General features: G+C 69.1%; 18 protein-coding genes and 1 tRNA gene. 9 read left to right on the forward strand and 10 right to left on the reverse strand.

What is annotated here, in order from left to right:
• Positions 1–32 precede the first annotated feature (32 nt).
• Together AC0IWM_RS14845 and AC0IWM_RS14850 are read left to right on the forward strand one after the other, a co-directional pair.
• Positions 33–341, forward strand: coding sequence for a DUF1244 domain-containing protein (locus AC0IWM_RS14845; protein ID WP_471756207.1), 309 nt, complete (start codon positions 33–35; stop codon positions 339–341).
• A gap of 81 nt (positions 342–422) precedes the next feature.
• Positions 423–689, forward strand: a complete 267-nt coding sequence (locus tag AC0IWM_RS14850; RefSeq protein WP_056180857.1) for a DUF2312 domain-containing protein — start codon at positions 423–425, stop codon at positions 687–689.
• Between the two features lie 17 nt (positions 690–706).
• Here the strand turns inward: AC0IWM_RS14850 and AC0IWM_RS14855 are convergent, their stop codons facing one another.
• Together AC0IWM_RS14855 and AC0IWM_RS14860 are read right to left on the reverse strand one after the other, a co-directional pair.
• Positions 707–1,018 carry a hypothetical protein gene (locus tag AC0IWM_RS14855; RefSeq protein WP_471756209.1) on the reverse strand — a complete coding sequence of 104 codons (312 nt, stop codon included), beginning with the start codon at positions 1,016–1,018 and terminating at the stop codon, positions 707–709.
• Positions 1,019–1,162: 144 nt separating this feature from the next.
• Positions 1,163–2,497 carry an MFS transporter gene (locus AC0IWM_RS14860; RefSeq protein WP_471756211.1) on the reverse strand — a complete coding sequence of 445 codons (1,335 nt, stop codon included), beginning with the start codon at positions 2,495–2,497 and terminating at the stop codon, positions 1,163–1,165.
• A 347-nt stretch (positions 2,498–2,844) separates the two neighbouring features.
• Between AC0IWM_RS14860 and cyoA the strand changes: the two genes are divergently transcribed.
• The 5 genes from cyoA (at position 2,845) to AC0IWM_RS14885 (ending at position 7,945) form a co-directional block, all read left to right on the forward strand.
• Positions 2,845–4,083: a ubiquinol oxidase subunit II gene (gene cyoA, locus AC0IWM_RS14865; protein ID WP_471756213.1), complete on the forward strand. Its 1,239-nt coding sequence runs from the start codon at positions 2,845–2,847 to the stop codon at positions 4,081–4,083.
• A 62-nt stretch (positions 4,084–4,145) separates the two neighbouring features.
• Positions 4,146–6,149, forward strand: a complete 2,004-nt coding sequence (gene cyoB / locus AC0IWM_RS14870; RefSeq protein WP_471756215.1) for a cytochrome o ubiquinol oxidase subunit I — start codon at positions 4,146–4,148, stop codon at positions 6,147–6,149.
• 28 nt (positions 6,150–6,177) lie between these two features.
• Positions 6,178–6,822, forward strand: coding sequence for a cytochrome o ubiquinol oxidase subunit III (cyoC, locus tag AC0IWM_RS14875; protein ID WP_243214495.1), 645 nt, complete (start codon positions 6,178–6,180; stop codon positions 6,820–6,822).
• The gene (gene cyoD / locus AC0IWM_RS14880; protein ID WP_471756217.1) at positions 6,819–7,190 is read left to right on the forward strand and encodes a cytochrome o ubiquinol oxidase subunit IV; all 372 of its coding nucleotides are present in this window, start codon (positions 6,819–6,821) and stop codon (positions 7,188–7,190) included. Before cyoC ends, cyoD begins: the two co-directional genes overlap by 4 nt.
• Positions 7,190–7,945, forward strand: coding sequence for an SURF1 family protein (locus tag AC0IWM_RS14885; protein ID WP_471756219.1), 756 nt, complete (start codon positions 7,190–7,192; stop codon positions 7,943–7,945). Before cyoD ends, AC0IWM_RS14885 begins: the two co-directional genes overlap by 1 nt.
• Before the next feature lie 2 nt (positions 7,946–7,947).
• Here the strand turns inward: AC0IWM_RS14885 and AC0IWM_RS14890 are convergent, their stop codons facing one another.
• Positions 7,948–8,574: an alpha/beta hydrolase gene (locus AC0IWM_RS14890; protein ID WP_471756221.1), complete on the reverse strand. Its 627-nt coding sequence runs from the start codon at positions 8,572–8,574 to the stop codon at positions 7,948–7,950.
• Between the two features lie 62 nt (positions 8,575–8,636).
• Positions 8,637–9,566: a ring-cleaving dioxygenase gene (locus AC0IWM_RS14895; RefSeq protein WP_471756223.1), complete on the reverse strand. Its 930-nt coding sequence runs from the start codon at positions 9,564–9,566 to the stop codon at positions 8,637–8,639.
• A gap of 126 nt (positions 9,567–9,692) precedes the next feature.
• Between AC0IWM_RS14895 and AC0IWM_RS14900 the strand changes: the two genes are divergently transcribed.
• Complete coding sequence (locus AC0IWM_RS14900; RefSeq protein ID WP_471756225.1) at positions 9,693–10,616, forward strand: LysR family transcriptional regulator; 924 nt, start codon at positions 9,693–9,695, stop codon at positions 10,614–10,616.
• 9 nt (positions 10,617–10,625) lie between these two features.
• On the opposite strand, the gene AC0IWM_RS14905 is transcribed toward AC0IWM_RS14900, so the two are convergent.
• Complete coding sequence (locus tag AC0IWM_RS14905) at positions 10,626–10,853, reverse strand: hypothetical protein (RefSeq protein WP_056473294.1); 228 nt, start codon at positions 10,851–10,853, stop codon at positions 10,626–10,628.
• Positions 10,854–11,025: 172 nt separating this feature from the next.
• Here AC0IWM_RS14905 and AC0IWM_RS14910 point away from each other — a divergent pair, with 172 nt between their 5' ends.
• Positions 11,026–11,553 (forward strand): DUF4142 domain-containing protein, encoded by a 528-nt coding sequence (locus tag AC0IWM_RS14910; protein ID WP_471756227.1) that lies wholly within the window; start codon positions 11,026–11,028, stop codon positions 11,551–11,553.
• Between the two features lie 55 nt (positions 11,554–11,608).
• On the opposite strand, the gene AC0IWM_RS14915 is transcribed toward AC0IWM_RS14910, so the two are convergent.
• From AC0IWM_RS14915 to AC0IWM_RS14935, 5 genes are all read right to left on the reverse strand, one after another.
• Positions 11,609–12,415 (reverse strand): transglutaminase-like domain-containing protein, encoded by an 807-nt coding sequence (locus AC0IWM_RS14915; RefSeq protein WP_471756229.1) that lies wholly within the window; start codon positions 12,413–12,415, stop codon positions 11,609–11,611.
• A 72-nt stretch (positions 12,416–12,487) separates the two neighbouring features.
• Positions 12,488–13,408, reverse strand: a complete 921-nt coding sequence (locus tag AC0IWM_RS14920; protein WP_471756231.1) for a transglutaminase family protein — start codon at positions 13,406–13,408, stop codon at positions 12,488–12,490.
• A gap of 191 nt (positions 13,409–13,599) precedes the next feature.
• A complete protein-coding gene (locus AC0IWM_RS14925) occupies positions 13,600–14,121 on the reverse strand; it encodes a response regulator (protein ID WP_471756233.1) in 522 nt (173 codons plus the stop codon).
• Between the two features lie 271 nt (positions 14,122–14,392).
• Positions 14,393–15,562 (reverse strand): transglycosylase SLT domain-containing protein, encoded by a 1,170-nt coding sequence (locus tag AC0IWM_RS14930; RefSeq protein ID WP_471756235.1) that lies wholly within the window; start codon positions 15,560–15,562, stop codon positions 14,393–14,395.
• A 210-nt stretch (positions 15,563–15,772) separates the two neighbouring features.
• Positions 15,773–15,849, reverse strand: a tRNA-His gene (locus AC0IWM_RS14935).
• Positions 15,850–16,008: the final 159 nt, after the last annotated feature.

Here is a 16,008-nt window from a genome sequence, read left to right on the forward strand (position 1 = left end):
GCCGACCTCAGGCCTCGACTGGGAGAACGACCATGACCGAGATCGACGACGCCACCCGCACCGAACTCGAGGCCGCCGTGTTCCGGCGCCTCGTCGCCCATCTGCAGGCCCGCACCGACGTGCAGAACATCGACCTGATGAACATGGCCGGGTTCTGCCGCAACTGCCTGTCGAACTGGCTCAAGGACGCCGCCGATGCCCGCGGCCTGCCGATGGACAAGGAGGAGAGCCGCGAGCGCGTCTACGGCATGCCCTATGCCGAGTGGAAGCGCCTGCACCAGCCGGAGGCGACGGCGGAGCAACAGGCGGCCTTCGCCAAAGCCGCGGCGGAGCCGCACTAAGGTCCCGGTAAGCTTGACGGCTTATCGAGGCGGTTCCGGCGCGGCCCCACGCGCCTCGCAGATCAGGGACACGAGACGACCATGGCCGCATCCGCCGCACCCGCCGTCGACGCTTCCTCCGTCGCCGCCGACCAGCTGAAGAGCTTCATCGAGCGCATCGAGCGCCTCGAGGAGGAGAAGGCCGGCCTCGCCTCCGACATCAAGGACGTCTACGCCGAGGCCAAGGGCACCGGCTTCGACACCAAGGCCCTGCGCAAGATCATCTCGCTGCGCAAGAAGGACCATGCCGAGCGCCAGGAGGAGGAGGCGATCCTCGAGCTCTACATGCAGGCGCTCGGGATGGTCTGACCGACGGGACCGCCGCGCTAGGGCAGCGCCTTCGGCGGTGGCGCGCCATGGGCCGCCCCGGCCGGGTCCGCGTCGCGCAGGCCCGCCCAGTGCTTCCACTCGGTCCAGGCTTCCGCCAGGGCCGCCACCGCCGCGTCGCGCGACGAGACCGTCGCGCCCCGCCGGAACGGCGCCGCGCCGATGTCGAGGTGCAGGCTCCAGGTCCATTGCGCGGCGGGGGCGGGCGCCTCGCTGATGCAATCGACCCGACCGACGATCAGCGCCCCGCTCGTGATGACGTAGGTCTCGCGCGGGTGGTCCTCGAGGCGGGTGTAGATCAGCTTCGCCACGACGCTTCCCGCCTCGATCCCGGACGGGGTCTCCGCCCCGTCACATCCCAACGCCCACCGGCGCGCCGGGTCCCCGGACGACGAAAGAAGCCCCGGAAGCGGGTCCGCCGTCCGGGGCTCCTTCGTGGGTGGCCGGGACCGGCCTCAGAGGCGGGCGGTCTCGCGGCGGTTGAAGGCGAGGGCGCACAGGGTCGCGACGGCGCCGGACAGGAGGTAGACGCCGACCCAGGACAGGCCGAAGCGGCTCGACACGCCGAGCGCCACCAGGGGCGCGAAGCCGGCCCCGATCAGCCAGGCGAGATCCGAGGTCAGGGCGGCGCCGGTGTAGCGGTAGCGCGTGCCGAGATTGGCGGTCACCGACCCCGAGGTCTGGCCGTAGGACAGGCCGAGCAGGCCGAAGCCGATCAAGACGTAGATCGTCTGGCCCAGTTCGCTGTCGCCGAAGATGATCGGCGCGGCGATGCTCGCCAGGGCGAACAGCCCGATCAGGCCGGCGGCGACGCCCACCAGGGTGCGCCGGCCGATGCGGTCGGCCAGGACGCCGGAGAGCACGATGGTGCCGGCGGCGAGGAAGGCGCCGGAGCATTGCACCAGCAGGAACTCACCCGCCGAGCGCTGGGTGAAGAGGTGGATCCAGCTGATCGGGAACACCGTCACGAGGTGGAACAGCGCGAAGCTCGCGAGCGGCACCACCGCGCCGATCAGCACGAAGCGGCCATGGCTCCGCAGCAGCTCCAGGATCGGGGTCGGCTCCAACTCCTGCATCGCCAGCATGCGCGAGAATTCCTCGGTGGCCACGAGGCGCAGGCGGGCGAAGAGCGCGACGACGTTGATCGCGAAGGCCACGAAGAACGGGTAGCGCCAGCCCCAGTCGAGGAAGTCGGCGTTGGAGACGTTGCCGAGGAAGAACGCGAACAGGGCGCTCGCCAGCATGAAGCCGACCGGGGCGCCGAGCTGCGGGATCATCGCGTACCAGCCGCGCTGCTTCTCGGGCGCGTTGAGCGCCAGCAGCGAGGCGAGCCCGTCCCAGGCGCCGCCGAGGGCGAGGCCCTGGCCGAAGCGCAGGGCGGCGAGGATCCAGATCGAGAGCGCGCCGAGCTGCTGGTAGTTCGGAAGGAAGCCGATCGCCATGGTCGAGCCGCCGAGCAGGAACAGGGCGATGGTGAGCTTGGCCGCGCGCCCGTGGCGCCGGTCGATCTCCATAAAGATCACCGAGCCGATCGGGCGGGCGATGAAGGCCAGGGCGAACAGCGCGAAGGCGTAGAGCGTCCCGGTGAGCGGATCCGCGAAGGGAAAGAACACGCCGGGGAAGATCAGCACCGAGGCGATGCCGTAGACGAAGAAGTCGAAGTACTCGGCAGCGCGGCCGATCACCACGCCGATGGCGATCTCGCCCGGCGCGACCCGGTGGTCGCTGGAGGCCTCGTGCGCATCGCGTTCCAGCGACGTGGAGGATGGCACTGCGTATTCTGCGCTCATCGAGGAAACCGTGCTCGCTTCGTGCGTTCGGGGCCGAATCGGGTGCGCCGCAGCGCGCCGGGCCCAGGGATGGGAGACACGTGTACGCCCTGCGTTTCGTCTGCGTCAAAGCGCAGCGTGACGCGCCCCCTGACAAATAGCGCGGTCCCTTCACGCCTTTCGTCAAATGATGGGATCTGTCTATAGCGCGCTTTGTCTTGTGCCCGCTATGAGCCTAGCGCTGATCAGACGCGCCGCGCGCGACTTGTCAGATTGATGCAATGCAGCGAATTGAGAGCCGACGATTCCTCCCTCGGTCAATCGGGGCCGGGGGACGTCGCTCATCCGAGATGGTGCCAGACGAGTCCATGCCGGTCAAAACCCTCCGTACGCTCGCGCTCCTCCCCCTGTTCGGCCTGCTGTCCGGCTGCAACATGGTCCTGATGCAGCCCTCCGGCGACATCGCGGCCCGGCAGCGCGACCTGATCCTGGCCTCAACCGGCCTGATGCTGCTCATCATCATCCCGGTCATCGCCTTCACACTCCTGTTCGCGTGGCGCTACCGCGCCTCGAACACCGAGGCCGAGTACGATCCCGACTGGCACCATTCCACGCAGCTGGAGGTCCTGATCTGGTCGGCGCCCCTGGTGATCGTCATCGCCCTCGGCGCGCTCACCTGGATCAGCACCCACACCCTCGATCCGTACCGCCCCCTGAGCCGCCTCGATGCGGACCGGCCGCTGCCCGCCGGCGTGAAGCCGCTGACGGTCGAGGTCGTCGCACTCGATTGGAAATGGCTGTTCTTCTACCCAGATCAGGGCATCGCCACCGTCAACGAACTGGCCGCGCCGGTCGACGTGCCGATCTCGTTCAAGATCACCTCCGCCACCGTCATGAACTCGTTCTTCATCCCCGCGCTCGCCGGGCAGATCTACGCCATGGCCGGCATGGAGACGAAGCTCCACGCGGTGATCAACAAGGCCGGCACCTACGAGGGCCTCTCGGCCAATTACAGCGGCTCCGGCTTCTCGCGGATGAACTTCAAGTTCCACGGCCTCGACCAGGCCGGGTTCGACCAGTGGGTCGCCAAGGTGAAGGCCGAGGGCAAGCCCCTCGACCGCCAGAGCTACCTCGCCCTCGAGAAGCCGAGCGAGCGCGAGCCGGTGCGCTACTTCTCCAGCGTGGAGAACGGCCTCTACGGCGCGGTGCTGAACATGTGCGCCGTGCCGGGCAAGATGTGCATGAACGAGATGATGCACATCGACGCCATGGGCGGCGCCGGCAAGGAGAGCCACGCCAACCGGGCGCGGCTCGAATACGACACCCGCTACGCCGAGCAGGGCATCGAGGCCCCGGCGGCCACGGTGGGCGGCTCGGGCCGCGAATCGCGCAGCAAGGAGCAGCCCGAGGGCATGAAGCCGAAGTCGATCGCCCCCGAGGTGAAGCCCGGCTCGGCGCCCGAGCATTCCGGCCACGGCGCGATGGGACATGACCATTCGGGTCAAGGCCATTCGGGTCAAGGCCATTCGGGTCATGGCGGCCCCGCCGGCGACGGGAAGGACTCGAAGGGGTCCGACCCGGTGGCGCCCGGCCAACTCAATCGATAGCGCGGACGCCTCGGACGCCCGCGCCCCCCCCGTTCGGCACTCTTCTCTCACGAGCAGGTCCCATGTTCTCCAATCCGGATCTCCAGAAGCTCCTGTTCGGGCGCCTGACGCTCGACGCCGTGCCGCTTCATGAGCCGATCCTCCTCATCACCTTCGCGATGGTCGGCCTCGGCGGCGTCGCGGTGCTCGGCGCGCTCACCTATTTCCGCCTCTGGGGTCCCCTCTGGCGCGACTGGTTCACCTCCGTCGATCACAAGAAGATCGGCATCATGTACATCGTGCTGGCCCTGATCATGCTGCTCCGGGGCTTCGCCGACGCGCTGATGATGCGCGCGCAGCAGGCGATGGCCTTCGGGCCGAACGAGGGCTACCTGCCGCCGCACCACTACGACCAGATCTTCACCGCCCACGGGGTGATCATGATCTTCTTCGTGGCGATGCCGCTCGTCACGGGCCTGATGAACTTCGTGGTGCCGCTGCAGATCGGCGCCCGCGACGTCGCCTTCCCGTTCCTCAACAACTTCAGCTTCTGGATGACGGTGAGCGGCGCCGTGACCGTGATGGCCTCGCTGTTCGTCGGCGAGTTCGCCCGCACCGGCTGGCTGGCCTATCCGCCGCTCTCGGGACCCGCCATGAGTCCGGGGGTCGGCGTCGACTACTACATCTGGGCGCTGCAGATCGCCGGGATCGGGACGCTGCTCTCGGGCATCAACCTCATCGCCACCATCGTGAAGATGCGGGCGCCGGGGATGACCATGATGAAGATGCCGGTCTTCACCTGGACCGCGCTCTGCACCAACATCCTCATCGTCGCCGCCTTCCCCATCCTCACGGCCGTTCTCGCCCTGCTGTCGCTCGACCGCTACGTCGGCACGCACTTCTTCTCGAACGACCTCGGCGGCAACCCGATGATGTACGTGAACCTGATCTGGATCTGGGGGCACCCGGAGGTGTACATCCTCATCCTGCCGGCCTTCGGCGTGTTCTCGGAGATCGTCTCGACCTTCTCGAGCAAGCGCCTCTTCGGCTACGCCTCGATGGTCTACGCCACCGTCGTAATCACGATCCTGTCCTACCTCGTGTGGCTGCACCACTTCTTCACGATGGGCTCGGGCGCCAGCGTGAACTCGTTCTTCGGCATCACGACGATGATCATCTCGATCCCGACGGGCGCCAAGATCTTCAACTGGCTCTTCACCATGTACAAGGGCCGCATCCGCTTCGAAGTGCCGATGCTCTGGACGGTCGGCTTCATGGTGACCTTCGTCATCGGCGGCATGACCGGCGTTCTGCTCGCCGTGCCGCCGGCCGACTTCGTGCTGCACAACTCGCTGTTCCTGATCGCCCACTTCCACAACGTGATCATCGGCGGCGTGCTGTTCGGCATGCTCGCCGGCATCACCTACTGGTTCCCGAAGGCCTTCGGCTTCAAGCTCGATGAGTTCTGGGGCAAGGTGTCGTTCTGGTTCTGGCTGACCGGGTTCTGGTTCGCCTTCATGCCGCTCTACGTCCTCGGCCTGATGGGCGTGACCCGCCGCGTCCAGCACTTCGACGACCCGTCCCTGCAGATCTGGTTCGTCATCGCGGCCTTCGGCGCGCTGCTGATCCTCTGCGGCATCGCCGCCTTCGCGGTCACCCTGGTGGTGAGCTTCCTGCGCCGCGACCAGTTGCGTGACACGACCGGCGACCCGTGGGGCGGCCGGACCCTGGAATGGGCGACCTCGTCGCCGCCGCCGGACTACAACTTCGCCTTCACGCCGGTGATTCATGATCACGACGCGTGGTGGGACATGAAGAAGCGCGGCTACGCCCGCCCCCTCCAGGGCTTCAAGCCGATCCACATGCCGAAGAACACCGCGGCCGGGCTGATCCTCGGGGTGCTGAGCATCGTCTTCGCCTTCGCGATGATCTGGTACATCTGGTGGCTCGCGGCCTTCAGCTTCGCCGCGATCGCGGTCGTCTCGATCGGCCACACCTTCAACTACAACCGCGACTTCTACATCCCGGCCGACGAGGTCGTCCGGACGGAAGCCCAGCGGACCTCCCTGCTGGCGGAGCGCGTCTGAGATCATGGCAACCCACGCTTCTCCCGCCATGAACTTCGAGCCGGGCCGAAGCCCGTCGGTGGCGATCCCCCAGGTCGACCCGACGGCCTTCTACGACGCGAAGGGCGAGCATCACCCGGAAGGGAGCACGATGCTCGGCTTCTGGCTCTACCTGATGAGCGACTGCCTCATCTTCGCGGCCCTGTTCGCCACCTACGCGGTGGTGGGCCGGAACTACGCCGCCGGACCGTCGCCGAAGGACCTGTTCGACCTGCCGCTGGTGGCGCTGAACACGTCGATGCTGCTGTTCTCCTCCATCACCTACGGCTTCGCCATGCTGGAGATGGAGAAGGGCGACCTCAGCCGGGTACAGATCTGGCTGGCGGTGACCGGCCTGTTCGGCCTCGCCTTCGTCGGGCTCGAGCTCTACGAGTTCCACCACCTGATCCACGAGGGCGCCACGCCCCAGCGCAGCGCCTTCCTGTCGGCCTTCTTCACCCTGGTCGGCACCCACGGCCTGCACGTCAGCCTCGGCATCGTCTGGCTGGTGACGCTGATGGCGCAGGTGCACAAGCGCGGGCTGGTGCCCGAGAACAAGCGCCGGCTGCTCTGCCTTAGCATGTTCTGGCACTTCCTCGACGTGATCTGGATCGGCGTCTTCACCTTCGTGTACCTGATGGGAGTCCTGCAATGAGCGCTGCGTCGAAGGCAGGACACGACGACCACGGGCACGCCGACGGCGCCAGCCACGGCACCTTCAAGGACTACATGACCGGCTTCGTGCTGTCGGTCATCCTGACCGCGATCCCGTTCATCCTCGTGATGGGCAACGTGATCGGCAACGACCGGATCACCGGCATCGTCATCATGATCTTCGCCGTGGCGCAGATCGTCGTGCACATGATCTACTTCCTGCACATGAACACGAAGTCGGAGGGTGGCTGGACCATCCTGGCGCTGATCTTCACCCTGACGCTGGTGATCATCACCCTCGCCGGCTCCCTGTGGGTGATGTACCACCTCAACACCAACATGATGCCGCAGCACATGCATATGGGCTGATGGCCGGCCCTCGACCGGCGGCGCGGCGCTCTCCCCTGGCCCTCGCCGCCATCGCCATCGCGGGGCTCGTCCTGGCGACGGGTCTCGCGGCGCTGGGGACCTGGCAGGTCCAGCGCCGGGCCTGGAAGCACGACCTCGTCGCCCGCGTCGAAGCCCGTGTGCGGGCCGATCCGGTCGACGCACCCGGCCCCGGCACCTGGGACGGCCTGACGGGGGAGGCCGATGCCTATCGGCGCGTGCGGGCCTCCGGGCACTTCCGCAACGATCGCGAGACCCTGGTCCAGGCCGTCACCGACCTCGGTGCCGGATTCTGGGTCCTGACGCCGCTGGCGCGCGGCGACGGCACCACGATCCTGGTCAATCGCGGTTTCGTCCCTCAGAACCGGCGCGATCCCGCCACCCGGGCGGACGGGCAGCTCGGTGGCGAGACCACGGTCACCGGCCTGCTGCGCCTGACCGAACCGGGCGGTGCCTTCCTGCGCAGCAACGCCCCCGAGGCCGGGCGCTGGTATTCCCGCGACGTCGCGGGCATCGCGGCGGCACAGGGTCTGACGGGGGTCGCCCCCTACTTCATCGATGCCGACGCCGCGCCGAACCCCGGCGGCTGGCCCGTGGGCGGGCTGACGATCGTGCACTTCCCCGACAACCACCTCGTCTACGCCCTGACCTGGTACGTCCTCGCCCTGATGGTGCTGGGCGCGGTCGGCTACACCCTGATCGATGCCCGCCGCGGCGGGCGGCGGGCATCGGCCTGAGGTCAGGCGGCGGCGAGGCCCGCGAGCCAGGCGCCGGCCCGGGTCACATCCGCTTGCGAGAGGCCGTGCCCGACCGGCAGGGTCTCGTGGGTGACGGCGGCGCCGTCGGCCCGCAGGCGTTCGGCGAGCGCCCCCGCATCGGCGGCCGGCACGATCGGGTCGGACGCGCCCGAGAGCATGAGCACCGGCCGTCCGGCGAGGTCCACCGGCGGCGTCTCGCGCAGCGGCACCATCGGACGCAGCAGCACCGCACCGGAGAGCACCTCCGGATGCAGCAGGAGCAGGGCCGCGGCGATGTTGGCGCCGTTCGAGAACCCGACCGCCACCGGCGCGGCGAGGCCGTAGGCCGCGCGCGCTTCGGCGACGAAGCCCGCGAGGTCGGCCGCGCGCCGGCGGATGTCGGCCTCGTCGAACACGCCCTCGGCGAGGCGGCGGAAGAAGCGCGGCATGCCGTTCTCCAGCACGGCGCCGCGCGGCGAGAGCAGGGCGGCGCCGGGCAGCAGGGTCCGACCGAGGGGCAGGAGGTCGGCCTCGTCGCCGCCGGTTCCGTGCAGGAGCAGGAGCGGCGGCCGGCCGGGCGCGGCGGCGGGCACGAAGCGATGGACGAAGCCCAGGGATGTCTCGGTCATGGCAACCTCGCGGATGTCGGGGGAGGGCGCGCCCGCTCCGGGGGGAGCGGGCGCCTGTCGCGTCAGGCGATCTCGGGCAGGTGCCCCGCGATCTGGGCCCGGTGAGGCTCCAGGAAGGCCGGCAGCTTGAGGGCGCGGCCCAGGGATTCTACCGGCTCGTCGACGGCGAAGCCCGGCACGTCGGTGGCGATCTCGAACAGGACGCCCCCCGGCTCGCGGAAGTAGACCGAGCGGAAGTACTGCCGGTCCCGCTGCTCGGTGACGCCGAGCCCGTGGGTCCGGGTCAGCACCTCCACCATCCGCGCCTGCTCCGCATCGTCCGCCGCCCGGAAGGCGATGTGATGCACCGAGCCGGCGCCCTGACGGCCGGGCAGGAACCTGCCCACCGCCCGCAGGGTCACGAAGCCGCCCTCCGCGGCGCCGCTGGCGTAGCGGGTCGCAGCCCCCTCGCGGCCGGCCTCCCGGAAGCCGAACACGCCGGTGAGGACCGCCGCCGTGGCCTCCGCCTCCTCGAGGAGCAGGGTGACGCCGTGGAAGCCGCGGATCGCGGACTCCGCCGGGATCTCGGCGCCGCTCCAGGGCGCGTCCGTGTCCGCCGTCTCGGTGCCGACCAGGGCCAGCATCATGCCATCGGGGTCGCGGAAGCGCAGGGTCGGTTCGCCGTGGACCTGGACCAGGGCCTCGTGGGTGACGCCCTTCTCGATGAAGCGATGGGTCCACCAGCCGATCGCGGCGCGCGGCACCCGGAAGGCGGTCTCCTGGGTCTCGCCGATCCCGACCCGGCCGGGTGCCGCGTGCGCGATCGGGAAGAAGGTCAGGATCGTGCCGGGGCGGCCGGTCTCGTCGCCGTAATAGAGGTGGTAGGTGCCCGGATCGTCGAAATTGACGGTCTTCTTCACCAGGCGCAGGCCGAGCACCCGGGTGTAGAAATCGACGTTGCGCGCCGCGTCGCCGGAAAAGGCCGTGACGTGATGGATGCCGTTCGGGGACATGGGACGAACTCCTTCGGGGCCGCACCGCGCCGGGGACCGGCCGTGCTGCGATGACCGGAAGATGCCCCTTGCCTCGCCTTTCGAAAATGGAAACGATGGAAAGGCATCGTTTCCGAAAGCCAGCGTATGAAGCTCCCTGATTTCGAGGCCTGGGCCATCTTCTCGAAGGTGGTCGAGACAGGTGCCTTCAATCGAGCGGCCACGGAACTCGGCATCACCACCGGCACGGTGTCGAAGGCGGTGACCCGCCTCGAGGCGCGGATCGGTGCGCGGCTGTTCCATCGCACCTCGCGCAAGCTGGCGCTGACGGAGGCCGGTGCCGCGGCGCGGGCGGCCGCCGCCCGCATCCTGGCCGAGGGTGAGGCGGCCGAGGCCCAGGCCCGGGACGCGGCGGCGCAGCCGCGCGGCAAGGTCCGGCTCGCCGCGCCGATGTCCTTCGGGGTGCTGCACGTGGCGCCTCGCCTCCCGGACTTCCTCGCGACCCATCCGGGCTTGAGCATCGACCTGCATCTCGGCGACGACCTGATCGACCTGGTCGGCGGCGGCTTCGACCTCGGCCTGCGCATCGCCGCCCTGACCGATTCCTCGCTCCGGGCGCGGCGGCTCTGCACCATCCACCGCTCCCTCGTCGCCACGCCGGACTACCTCGCCCGGTACGGCCGCCCGGCCCATCCGCACGACCTCGCGGCCCATGCCTGCCTCGGCTACGCCTACCTGCCGAGCCCGGATCGCTGGCGCTTCCTCGGCCCGGCCGGCGAGGAGGCCACGGTGGTGCCGGACGGCCCCCTGCGGGCCAACAATGCCGACGCCCTGGCGCCGGCCCTGCGCGCCGGCCTCGGCCTCGCGGTCCAGCCGGATTTCATGGTGTGGGAGGACCTGCGCGACGGGCGGCTGGTGCGGGTCCTGCCGGGCTGGACGCCGCCGCGGATCGATCTCCACCTCGTGACACCGCCGGGCGATCCGCGCCCGGCGCGGGTCACCGCCCTGATCGCGTATCTGGCCCGGGCGCTCTCGGCCGCACCCTGGGCCGAGGGGCAGGGGGCGGCGTGAGCCCGGCTCTCAGGCTTCCGCGATCTCCAGGGTGAGGCCGCGTCCGCGCAGCACCTTGTCGATGCGCTGGCGCATTTCCGGGCACAGCCGGTTCACCCGCAGGTGCAGGGTGTCGCCCTGCGGCGTTCCGGTGACCCAGAGCCGATAGCGCAGGCCTTCGTCCCGTAGCTGCTCGAGCAGACGCTCGGAGGCGATTCGGTTGGCCTCGTTGTTCATCGCGATGAGGCGTGCATCCATCTCGAACTCTCCTGCTTGCAGGAGTGCAACGCGCAGCGCGGCACTTTTCGTCCCTTCGACCTAGATTCGTGGTGAAGCCAAGCGATTCCAGCCTCCCGGCCGGGGCCGTACCCCGGGGGAACAGAGCCCGAGCACCGAGGTTCTCGCGGGTGAAACCGCTGAGGAGGGTGTGATGAGACGCATGGCCATGATCGCCGTCACGGTGCTGCTCGCGGGACCCGCGGCGGCGCAGTCGGTGGGCGAGAAGACGGGGGTGAATTCGCTGATCGGAGTCAGCCCCTCCACGGCGGATTTCGTGAGCCAGGCCGGGATCAGCGACCTCTTCGAGATCCGGACCAGCCGGCTCGCGGCCGAGCGCAGCGACGCGGCGACCAAGGCCTACGCCCAGCAGATGATCGCCGACCACGAGAAGACCACGGGCGAGATGAAGGCGATGGTCCAGGGCGGGAAGGTCCAGGCCACCCTGCCGACGGCCCTCGACAGCGCCCACCAGGGCAAGCTCGACAGCCTGAAGGCCCTTCAGGGTGACGCCTTCACGAAGCAGTACCATGGCGATCAGGTGAAGGCGCACAAGGACGCCGTCGACCTGTTCCAGCGCTACGCGAAGGGCGGCGACAACCCGGACCTGAAGGCCTGGGCGGCCAAGACGCAGCCGGCCCTCGAACATCACCTGAAGATGGCCCAGGACCTCGACAAGTAGGGGAGGCCCCGCCGGGGCGGGGCGGGGCATGCCTCGCTCCGGCGCAGCGGCGGGATCAGAAGACCTCGTCGGTATGGACGTCGAAGCGGGCGAGATGCGCGTAGCCGAAATTGGTGGTGATCGCGACGTCGGTCGCGTCGCGCCCGCGCGCCATCACGATCCGGCCGATGCGCGGCGTGTTGTGGCGCGCGTCGAAGGTGTACCAGGTCCCGTCGAGATAGGCCTCGAACCAGGCCGAGAAATCCATCGGGTCGGGCACCGGCGGAATCCCGATGTCGCCGAGGTAGCCGGTGCAGTAGCGGGCCGGGATGTTCATGCAGCGGCAGAATGCGACCGCGAGATGCGCGAAATCACGGCAGACGCCCTGGCGCTGCATGAAGCCGTCCCAGGCCGTGCGGGTGGCGTCGGCGCACATGTAGTCGAAGCGGATCCGGTCGTGGACGTAGTCGCAGATCGCCTGCACCCGGCCCCAGCCCATCGGCGTCCCGCCGAACAGCGACCACGCCGTCTCCGAGAGCTTGTCGGTGTCGCAGTAGCGGCTGCCCAGGAGATAGACGAGCACGTCGTTGGGCAGGTTCTGCACCTCGATCTGCTGCGCGTACGGCGCGTAGGCGTCGGGTAGACCGGAATCCTGGACCACGAAGTCGGCCGAGATCGTCAGGCGACCGGGAGGCGTGACGATGCGCGTGCAGATGTTGTCGAAGACGTCGCGGTAATCCTGGGACGGGATCGGCGGATCGAAACTGATCACGTGGGGGGTCATCACGTCCGGCATCCGGGAGGGATGGACACTCAAGGCGAGGATCATCGGCGTCGGCTGAACCGATTCGAAGGCGATGTCGAACCCAGTCCTGATTTTCATGTCGACCACCTGATCCTGTCCAGAAACACACGCTCTTCGTCTTCGACCGGGCAGCGGGTGCCGCGCGGTGCGTCAACGCGCCAAGTTCGGATCAGTCACGCGAGGCCCCCCGGCTCCCGGCTCGACTTCATCGACATGTACGCTCACCGTCATGCCCAGGTCGTCCGCCGGAAACCCGAAGAACGATCCGTGCAGCGGCACCGCCTGACGCGGGTCCCGCGCCACCGCGACCCGGATGAGGTCGCGATTCCCGACGATACCGTTCGTCGGGTCGAACTCGATCCAGCCCGCGCCGGGCAGGTAGACCTGCACCCAAGCATGAGTCGAGCCACCGCCCACGTGCCGGTCGCGATCCCCGCGTGGGTTGTAGAGGTAGCCGGAGACGAAGCGCGCCGCCATGCCGAGGGCGCGCACGGCCTCGATCATCAACACAGCGAAATCACGGCAGCTTCCGCGCTTCAGGCGCAGGGTGGTGACGGGATCCTGGACGCCCTTCTCGGAGCGGGCGAGATACGCGAAGTTGCGCCGGACGCTGCGGGTCATCTCCGCCAGGAGCTCCTGGGTGCCGATCCGGCCGGCCGGCGGCACGAAGCTGCGGGCCCAGGCATCGACCTCGTTGCGGGGGTCGGAATATTGCCGCTCCATGGAGCGGCTGAGATCCGGGATGTCGTCGGCGCCGTAGCCGAACGGATAATACGCCGCGTGGGCCGCGATCGGGAAGTTCGGTGCCGATTCCGGCGTGTGGTCGAGGGTGATCGCGCATTCGAAGGTCAGCTGCGCGGCGCGGCCCGTGAAGGTCGCGACGGCGACGCAGTTGCCGAAGACGTCGTGGAGCCAGCGCAGACCGCTCGGCTCGGGCGTGATCTTCAGGGTGGCCGAGATCAGGCGCTGGTCGTAGCTGTCGCGCGGTCGGAACAGGATGCGGTGCTCACCGAAGGCCACCGGCTGCCGGTAGCGGTAGGTGGTGAGGTGGCGGACGGACAGGATGGGCAAGGCGAGGGGCTCCACCACGCGGACTCGGCGCGGTCTGGTCGGCACGGACGCTGGGTTAGGGAATGCAAGTCGTGCGCCGGGGCTCGCGCACCGGGCTTCATGTTTCGGGCTTCATGCGCCGGGACGCGCCCGGAGTCATCCGCCGAGCGCTGGCTTCGGGACCGGAGGCCCGACGATGGGTCCGCTTCGCGTCAGGACACGATCGGCTGCGGCGCGCTCGTCGCCAGTTCGGCCTCGGTCAGGAGGTCGAAGGGCCGCCAGGGCTTCGCGATGAAGACCGCCTGCTCCGGCAGGGTGCCGGGCCGCTCGGCCCGCCGGCCCGAGGTCACGACCATGCGGGTCGCCGGCCAGAGCAGCGCCACGGCGGAGGCTAGTTGCACCCCGTCCATCGCGCCCGCGAGGCTGACATCGGCGAAGACCAGGGCGACGTCGCCACCGCGCTCGCGCATGATGTTCAGGGCTGCCTCGGCGCTGTCGCACCCGATCGCGGTGAGTTCGGTATCGCTCAGAAGGGCCTCGGCGAGGGAGCGCGTGGCGGCGTCGTCCTCGACCACGAGGGCGAGCTTGGACGAGCGTGCCTTGTCCACGTCCGGACGGGCCTCGGGCTCGGGCTGGACCTTGCGGACGAGAACGGCGAGGTGCTCCGGAACGCCCTCGGCGATCAGGTCGTCGTAGAAGGCGGCGAGGGCTTGGCCGATCCGGTCCAGCGACATGCCGGGACTGAGGCTGTCCGCGAGCGATGTCCGGCTGACGGCGGATGGTGAATCCGCGTTCGTACCTTTCGGGTCCGGCAAGCAGGGCCTCCGCGGTTCGTGTCTCGGGACGAACCCGGAAACGGGCTCGCCGACATTAAAGCCGGGAGGACACGGTCAGTTGCGGTAAATCATCCGCGACGCCGTTCGCCCTGTGCGTTTCGGCATCCGATTTCGGCTCGATGCGGTCGCGACGACGGCATGCGGCTTCGCTCGGACGGACGCCGCCGTCTCAGTCCACCGTCGCGTCGGCGTAGGCGAGGATGCCGGCCACCGAACGCACGTCGCGGTAGCGTTCGCCGCGGGTGCTCATCATCGCCTCGAACTTCTCGTGCACCTGCGCCACCGACAGGCTGACCGCCTTCCGGCGCCCGCGCTGGGCGGCGAAGAAGATCGTCTTGTTGGCGCGGGCCGGGCCGGGCAGCATCGAGGCGGCGGCGGCCTTCGGCTTGTCGACCACGCTGGCGAGGAAGTCTTCGGCATCGTCCGGGCCGAGGAAGTGGGCGAGGTAGACCTCGCCGAGGGTGAGTTCGCGGCCGATGCGCAGGGCGATGCGGGCGGCGTCGCGCTTCAGCATCTCGCCGGCCAGCAGGGCGGAGAGGTAGGGGTCGCGGCGCATCTCGAGGATGCGGGTGCGCTCGGCGGCATCGAGGACGGTGGGACGGCCGTTGTCGCCGGCGACCACCAGGGCCGCATCCGCGGCGAGGCCGTATTTCGGCCCGAAGTCGCGCACGACGCCGAACCAGGTCCGCTCGATGAACTGGAACAGGCCGGTGGCCGAGGAGGTCTGGGCCTGGACCTCGGTCTTGAAGCTGGATTCCTTGTCGGCCACCGCCATCAGCAGGACAGGGTCGGTCTGTACCGCCTGGGCGGCGCGGACGATCTTCTGCACCAGGTGGCGCCGGATCTTCATCGGCCCGAATTCGAGCACCTCGTTCGGGTCGCCCACCGAGCTCTCGGTCAGAAGGTAGTCATAGGAGACGCGGTCGACGGCGTTGGAGCCGAGTTCGGTGTCGAGGTCGTGCACCGGGGCGAAGGCCGAGGAAGCCGTGATGACGGCGCGCGACGCGGGGGCGATCGCCTGGGCGGAGGCCTGCAGGATCACCGGCACCGGCTGGATGCGCGGGCGCGGCATGGTGATCTCGGTCATCGCGTGGGCCGACTGCACCACGCCGGTGTCGGGGCCGACGCCGTAGGACAGCACGGCGCCCAGGCCGCCGGCCAGCAGCAGCATGGACAGGACGGAGCGGGTAAGCGCGGGGCGGCTGCCATGGTCACGGCCGACGCGGCCCCCGAGGGTCAGGGCATCCGAGGCCGGCGAACCGGGGCCGAAACCCGAGCGCGGCGCGAGCGAGCCCTTGGCGAAGACGGTCCGTGACGATCCGACATTCCGACCCTGCATCTGCGCGACCCAACCCCGTTCCCTGGCGACGGATTGAGATTAGCTTGACAGATGTGGCGACAACACGGCCCAGTTTGGGGCAATCCCGTGGCAAGTTTGGCACGGTGTCCAGAGCGTTTTCGCACATCGCGGCCCGGGCGCGGGCCATGGCGAACGCCGAACGCGGCCATGCCCGAGCACGACCGCCGCAGAACAATCATCGGATGGGAATGGTACCACTGCCCCGGCTCGAACGGGGGACCTCTTGATCCACAATCAAGCGCTCTAACCAACTGAGCTACAGCGGCACTGCGGGCGATCTATCCCGAGCCGCGCCGCATTTCAAGCCGCCTTCGGCCGATCGTCGGCAAAAGTGTCGGCCATCCCCCGCCGGATGCGGCGGGGCGGGCGTGCCGAAGGTAGACCTGTCAAAGGTGGACCTGCCGAAGGGCAGAGCTGTCGACGCA

The sequence above is a fragment of the Methylobacterium sp. AC433 genome, assembly GCF_979253015.1.

What these genes read in the sequence shown, in the direction of transcription:
- AC0IWM_RS14845 (WP_471756207.1), top strand. Translation starts at nt 33, where the DNA reads ATGACCGAGATCGACGACGCCACCCGCACCGAACTCGAGGCCGCCGTG.
- AC0IWM_RS14850 (WP_056180857.1), top strand. Translation starts at nt 423, where the DNA reads ATGGCCGCATCCGCCGCACCCGCCGTCGACGCTTCCTCCGTCGCCGCC.
- AC0IWM_RS14860 (WP_471756211.1), bottom strand. Translation starts at nt 2,497, where the DNA reads ATGAGCGCAGAATACGCAGTGCCATCCTCCACGTCGCTGGAACGCGAT.
- cyoA (WP_471756213.1), top strand. Translation starts at nt 2,845, where the DNA reads ATGCCGGTCAAAACCCTCCGTACGCTCGCGCTCCTCCCCCTGTTCGGC.
- cyoB (WP_471756215.1), top strand. Translation starts at nt 4,146, where the DNA reads ATGTTCTCCAATCCGGATCTCCAGAAGCTCCTGTTCGGGCGCCTGACG.
- cyoC (WP_243214495.1), top strand. Translation starts at nt 6,178, where the DNA reads ATGAACTTCGAGCCGGGCCGAAGCCCGTCGGTGGCGATCCCCCAGGTC.
- cyoD (WP_471756217.1), top strand. Translation starts at nt 6,819, where the DNA reads ATGAGCGCTGCGTCGAAGGCAGGACACGACGACCACGGGCACGCCGAC.
- AC0IWM_RS14885 (WP_471756219.1), top strand. Translation starts at nt 7,190, where the DNA reads ATGGCCGGCCCTCGACCGGCGGCGCGGCGCTCTCCCCTGGCCCTCGCC.
- AC0IWM_RS14890 (WP_471756221.1), bottom strand. Translation starts at nt 8,574, where the DNA reads ATGACCGAGACATCCCTGGGCTTCGTCCATCGCTTCGTGCCCGCCGCC.
- AC0IWM_RS14895 (WP_471756223.1), bottom strand. Translation starts at nt 9,566, where the DNA reads ATGTCCCCGAACGGCATCCATCACGTCACGGCCTTTTCCGGCGACGCG.
- AC0IWM_RS14900 (WP_471756225.1), top strand. Translation starts at nt 9,693, where the DNA reads ATGAAGCTCCCTGATTTCGAGGCCTGGGCCATCTTCTCGAAGGTGGTC.
- AC0IWM_RS14905 (WP_056473294.1), bottom strand. Translation starts at nt 10,853, where the DNA reads ATGGATGCACGCCTCATCGCGATGAACAACGAGGCCAACCGAATCGCC.
- AC0IWM_RS14910 (WP_471756227.1), top strand. Translation starts at nt 11,026, where the DNA reads ATGAGACGCATGGCCATGATCGCCGTCACGGTGCTGCTCGCGGGACCC.
- AC0IWM_RS14915 (WP_471756229.1), bottom strand. Translation starts at nt 12,415, where the DNA reads ATGAAAATCAGGACTGGGTTCGACATCGCCTTCGAATCGGTTCAGCCG.
- AC0IWM_RS14925 (WP_471756233.1), bottom strand. Translation starts at nt 14,121, where the DNA reads ATGTCGCTGGACCGGATCGGCCAAGCCCTCGCCGCCTTCTACGACGAC.
- AC0IWM_RS14930 (WP_471756235.1), bottom strand. Translation starts at nt 15,562, where the DNA reads ATGCAGGGTCGGAATGTCGGATCGTCACGGACCGTCTTCGCCAAGGGC.